Source organism: Bacteroides sp. AF25-38AC (assembly GCF_003602995.1).
Classification (GTDB): domain Bacteria; phylum Bacteroidota; class Bacteroidia; order Bacteroidales; family Bacteroidaceae; genus Bacteroides; species Bacteroides uniformis.
Genome location: NZ_QTMD01000039.1, coordinates 29555 through 34890 on the forward strand (window position 1 = coordinate 29555; position 5336 = coordinate 34890).

Consider the following 5336-nt stretch of genomic DNA (forward strand, 5'->3'; position numbering starts at 1 on the left):
ATAAACAATACAAGTAGTACAAGAGCAGGTGCTTCGCAAATTAATAATTGGAAACTAATAATTAAGGCGCGTCGTACCTGGGTAAAACAAAAGAACCGTCAATACTTATTCTATATAGATAGGTAAAGATAAACTTTTGAATTCGAGCGTCCTGAACAGATAATTAAGCTGTCGCACTTTAATTTTTAATTTGCGCAGTCAAGATACTTTTACAATGAAGAGTTTGATCCTGGCTCAGGATGAACGCTAGCTACAGGCTTAACACATGCAAGTCGAGGGGCAGCATGAACTTAGCTTGCTAAGTTTGATGGCGACCGGCGCACGGGTGAGTAACACGTATCCAACCTGCCGATGACTCGGGGATAGCCTTTCGAAAGAAAGATTAATACCCGATGGCATAGTTCTTCCGCATGGTGGAACTATTAAAGAATTTCGGTCATCGATGGGGATGCGTTCCATTAGGTTGTTGGCGGGGTAACGGCCCACCAAGCCTTCGATGGATAGGGGTTCTGAGAGGAAGGTCCCCCACATTGGAACTGAGACACGGTCCAAACTCCTACGGGAGGCAGCAGTGAGGAATATTGGTCAATGGACGAGAGTCTGAACCAGCCAAGTAGCGTGAAGGATGACTGCCCTATGGGTTGTAAACTTCTTTTATACGGGAATAAAGTGAGGCACGTGTGCCTTTTTGTATGTACCGTATGAATAAGGATCGGCTAACTCCGTGCCAGCAGCCGCGGTAATACGGAGGATCCGAGCGTTATCCGGATTTATTGGGTTTAAAGGGAGCGTAGGCGGACGCTTAAGTCAGTTGTGAAAGTTTGCGGCTCAACCGTAAAATTGCAGTTGATACTGGGTGTCTTGAGTACAGTAGAGGCAGGCGGAATTCGTGGTGTAGCGGTGAAATGCTTAGATATCACGAAGAACTCCGATTGCGAAGGCAGCTTGCTGGACTGTAACTGACGCTGATGCTCGAAAGTGTGGGTATCAAACAGGATTAGATACCCTGGTAGTCCACACAGTAAACGATGAATACTCGCTGTTTGCGATATACAGTAAGCGGCCAAGCGAAAGCGTTAAGTATTCCACCTGGGGAGTACGCCGGCAACGGTGAAACTCAAAGGAATTGACGGGGGCCCGCACAAGCGGAGGAACATGTGGTTTAATTCGATGATACGCGAGGAACCTTACCCGGGCTTGAATTGCAACTGAATGATGTGGAGACATGTCAGCCGCAAGGCAGTTGTGAAGGTGCTGCATGGTTGTCGTCAGCTCGTGCCGTGAGGTGTCGGCTTAAGTGCCATAACGAGCGCAACCCTTATCGATAGTTACCATCAGGTTATGCTGGGGACTCTGTCGAGACTGCCGTCGTAAGATGTGAGGAAGGTGGGGATGACGTCAAATCAGCACGGCCCTTACGTCCGGGGCTACACACGTGTTACAATGGGGGGTACAGAAGGCAGCTACACGGCGACGTGATGCTAATCCCTAAAGCCTCTCTCAGTTCGGATTGGAGTCTGCAACCCGACTCCATGAAGCTGGATTCGCTAGTAATCGCGCATCAGCCACGGCGCGGTGAATACGTTCCCGGGCCTTGTACACACCGCCCGTCAAGCCATGAAAGCCGGGGGTACCTGAAGTGCGTAACCGCAAGGAGCGCCCTAGGGTAAAACTGGTGATTGGGGCTAAGTCGTAACAAGGTAGCCGTACCGGAAGGTGCGGCTGGAACACCTCCTTTCTGGAGTGACGTCTCGACTCGATCGTTGGTTCTTGAAGTTATGCTTCCATAAGAACCTCTTGTACTGCGCGTACTTGTTTATTAAAATATACGAGAAAAGTAGAAGCCGAGCCGTAAGGCGAGGGTTTGACTGACAGTCCTATAGCTCAGTTGGTTAGAGCGCTACACTGATAATGTAGAGGTCGGCAGTTCAACTCTGCCTGGGACTACTTCAAAGTTGAAAACTGAAAATTGAGAAATGAAAATCGGGAACTCTCCGGATTTTCCACTTTCCACTTTCCGTTTTCCACTTATAAGAAGGGGGATTAGCTCAGCTGGCTAGAGCACCTGCTTTGCACGCAGGGGGTCAACGGTTCGAATCCGTTATTCTCCACTCCGTTTTGATTATTGTTTTATAATTGAAACACCGTTCTTTGACATGATGTGACCAAAAAAAAGTAAAGTTAAAAGCTGAAAGTATATATCGACCATACGTGATCGGTAAGACAAAAAGTAAGTAAGGGCACATGGCGGATGCCTTGGCTCTCGGAGGCGATGAAGGACGTGATAAGCTGCGATAAGCTGCGGGTAGGTGCAAATGACCTTTGATCCGCGGATTTCCGAATGGGACAACCCGGTACTTTGAAGAAGTATCATCCTGCATTGCAGGAGGCTAACGCAGGGAACTGAAACATCTTAGTACCTGCAGGAAAAGAAAATAAACAATGATTCCCCCAGTAGTGGCGAGCGAACGGGGAATAGCCCAAACCATCCATGTTACGGCATGGGTGGGGTTGTAGGACCACGCCGTGGCAAGAAAGTTGGTGAGCAGAATGTTCTGGAAAGTACAGCCATAGAGCATGACAGCTGCGTATGCGAAGCCAAGCGAAGCCTAGTGGTATCCTGAGTAGCGCGGAGCACGAGGAATTCTGCGTGAATCTGCCGGGACCATCCGGTAAGGCTAAATACTCCCGAGAGACCGATAGTGAACCAGTACTGTGAAGGAAAGGTGAAAAGCACTTCGAACAGAAGAGTGAAATAGTTCCTGAAACCATGTGCCTACAAGCGGTCGGAGCACCTTCTGGTGTGACGGCGTGCCTTTTGCATAATGAACCTACGAGTTACTTTTTCCGGCGAGGTTAAGGATTTCAGATCTGCAGCCGAAGCGAAAGCGAGTCTGAACAGGGCGTATAGTCGGAAGGAGTAGACGCGAAACCAAGTGATCTACCCTTGGGCAGGTTGAAGGATGGGTAACACCATCTGGAGGACCGAACCAATAAGCGTTGAAAAGCTTCTGGATGACCTGAGGGTGGGGGTGAAAGGCTAATCAAACTTGGAGATAGCTCGTACTCCCCGAAATGCATTTAGGTGCAGCCTTGACTTATACTGGCATGAGGTAGAGCGACTGATAAGATGCGAGGGCTTCACCGCCTATCAAGTCTTGACAAACTCCGAATGCGTGTCAGTTCTATGTCAGGAGTGAGGGCATGGGTGCTAAGGTCCATGTCCTAAAGGAGAACAATCCGGACCAACAGCTAAGGTCCCGAAATGAATACTAAGTTGAACTAACGAAGTCAGATTGCTAAGACAGCTAGGATGTTGGCTTGGAAGCAGCCATTCATTTAAAGAGTGCGTAACAGCTCACTAGTCGAGGAGTTTGGCGTGGATAATAATCGGGCATAAGTATTCTACCGAAGCTTTGGGATGAGAAATCATCGGTAGGGGAGCATTCCACTCGGCGTCGAAGGTGAAGCGCGAGCTTTGCTGGAGCGTGTGGAAAAGCAAATGTAGGTATAAGTAACGATAAAGGGGGTGGGAAACCCCCTCGCCGAAAGACTAAGGTTTCCTGATCAACGCTAATCGGATCAGGGTAAGTCGGGTCCTAAGGCTCAGCCGAACGGCGAGGCCGATGGCAGAACCGGTTAATATTCCGGTACTACCTGTGGGAGTGACGTGGAGACGGAGTCGTGACAGCGCCGCGGACTGACGGAATAGTCCGTTGAAGGGTGTAGATGCTGATTGTTCCAGGCAAATCCGGAGCAAGAGTCGAACCTGACAGTATGGAGCGTTCTTAGAACAATCCAATAGTGCGTGTAATCATACTTCCAAGAAAATCCGCTAAACTTAATCCTGCAGGTACCCGTACCGCAAACGGACACACGTAGTCGGGTTGAATATACTAAGGCGCTTGAGTGATTCACGGTTAAGGAACTAGGCAAACTGACCCTGTAACTTCGGGATAAAGGGTCCTCGCTTTACGGCGAGGCGCAGAGAATAGGTCCAGGCAACTGTTTAACAAAAACACAGGGCTGTGCAAAATTGAAAGATGAAGTATACAGCCTGACACCTGCCCGGTGCTGGAAGGTTAAGAGGAGATGTCATCGCAAGAGAAGCATTGAATTGAAGCCCCAGTAAACGGCGGCCGTAACTATAACGGTCCTAAGGTAGCGAAATTCCTTGTCGGGTAAGTTCCGACCTGCACGAATGGTGTAATGATCTGGACGCTGTCTCAACCGTGAGCTCAGTGAAATTGTAGTATCGGTGAAGATGCCGATTACCCGCGATGGGACGAAAAGACCCCGTGAACCTTTACTATAGCTTAACATTGAATTTGGGTAATTGATGTGTAGGATAGGCCGGAGGCTTCGAAGCAGGTACGCCAGTATTTGTGGAGCCGCTGTTGAAATACGGCCCTTTGATTATTTGAGTTCTAACCCGTTGTTGCGGGGACACTGTTTGGTGGGTAGTTTGACTGGGGTGGTCGCCTCCAAAAGTGTAACGGAGGCTTCTAAAGGTGCCCTCACGACGATTGGTAACCGTCGGCAGAGTGTAATGGCATAAGGGCGCTTGACTGGGAGACTTACAAGTCGATCAGGTAGGAAACTAGAGCATAGTGATCCGGTGTTTCTGTATGGAAAGGACATCGCTCAAAGGATAAAAGGTACTCCGGGGATAACAGGCTGATCCCTCCCAAGAGCTCATATCGACGGAGGGGTTTGGCACCTCGATGTCGGCTCGTCACATCCTGGGGCTGGAGAAGGTCCCAAGGGTTGGGCTGTTCGCCCATTAAAGTGGCACGCGAGCTGGGTTCAGAACGTCGTGAGACAGTTCGGTCTCTATCTATCGTGGGCGCATGAAATTTGCGTGGCTCTGACACTAGTACGAGAGGACCGTGTTGGACTGACCTCTGGTTTACCGGTTGTGCCGCCAGGTGCATTGCCGGGTATCTAAGTCGGGATTGGATAAGTGCTGAAAGCATCTAAGTACGAAGCCAGCCACAAGATTAGATTTCTCAGGGTCGTTGTAGACTACAACGTTGATAGGATGCAGGTGTACAGGCAGCGATGTCATAGCCGAGCATTACTAATTGCCCGTCCACTTTTTGCCTTCCGTGTATGGAGGTATATACGTTCAGCAATATATGGACACTTTACTTTTTTCTCATCATGTCTGCCTTATTCAGGTGACTACAGCACCGGGGTTCCACCTCTTCCCATTCCGAACAGAGAAGTTAAGCCCGGTCACGCCGATGGTACTGCGTAACAGTGGGAGAGTAGGTAGTCGCCGTTTTCAGAAGAAGCCTCCGTGTCTGATAAGGATACGGAGGCTTTGTTCGTTT

Annotated in this window: 2 tRNA genes and 3 rRNA genes; all 5 read left to right on the top strand. The window is 49.4% G+C overall.

The window, feature by feature from the left end:
* Positions 1-211: 211 nt before the first annotated feature.
* The 5 genes from DWY55_RS19240 to rrf all read left to right on the top strand — a co-directional run bounded on the left by DWY55_RS19240 (position 212) and on the right by rrf (position 5287).
* Positions 212-1738, top strand: a 16S ribosomal RNA gene (locus tag DWY55_RS19240).
* A 135-nt stretch (positions 1739-1873) separates the two neighbouring features.
* A tRNA-Ile gene (locus DWY55_RS19245) sits at positions 1874-1947 on the top strand.
* Positions 1948-2037: 90 nt separating this feature from the next.
* Positions 2038-2111, top strand: a tRNA-Ala gene (locus DWY55_RS19250).
* A gap of 113 nt (positions 2112-2224) precedes the next feature.
* A 23S ribosomal RNA gene (locus DWY55_RS19255) occupies positions 2225-5104 on the top strand.
* A gap of 72 nt (positions 5105-5176) precedes the next feature.
* A 5S ribosomal RNA gene (rrf, locus tag DWY55_RS19260) occupies positions 5177-5287 on the top strand.
* The 16S, 23S and 5S rRNA genes sit together here with 2 tRNA genes alongside, the layout of an rRNA operon.
* The last annotated feature ends 49 nt before the right edge of the window (positions 5288-5336 follow it).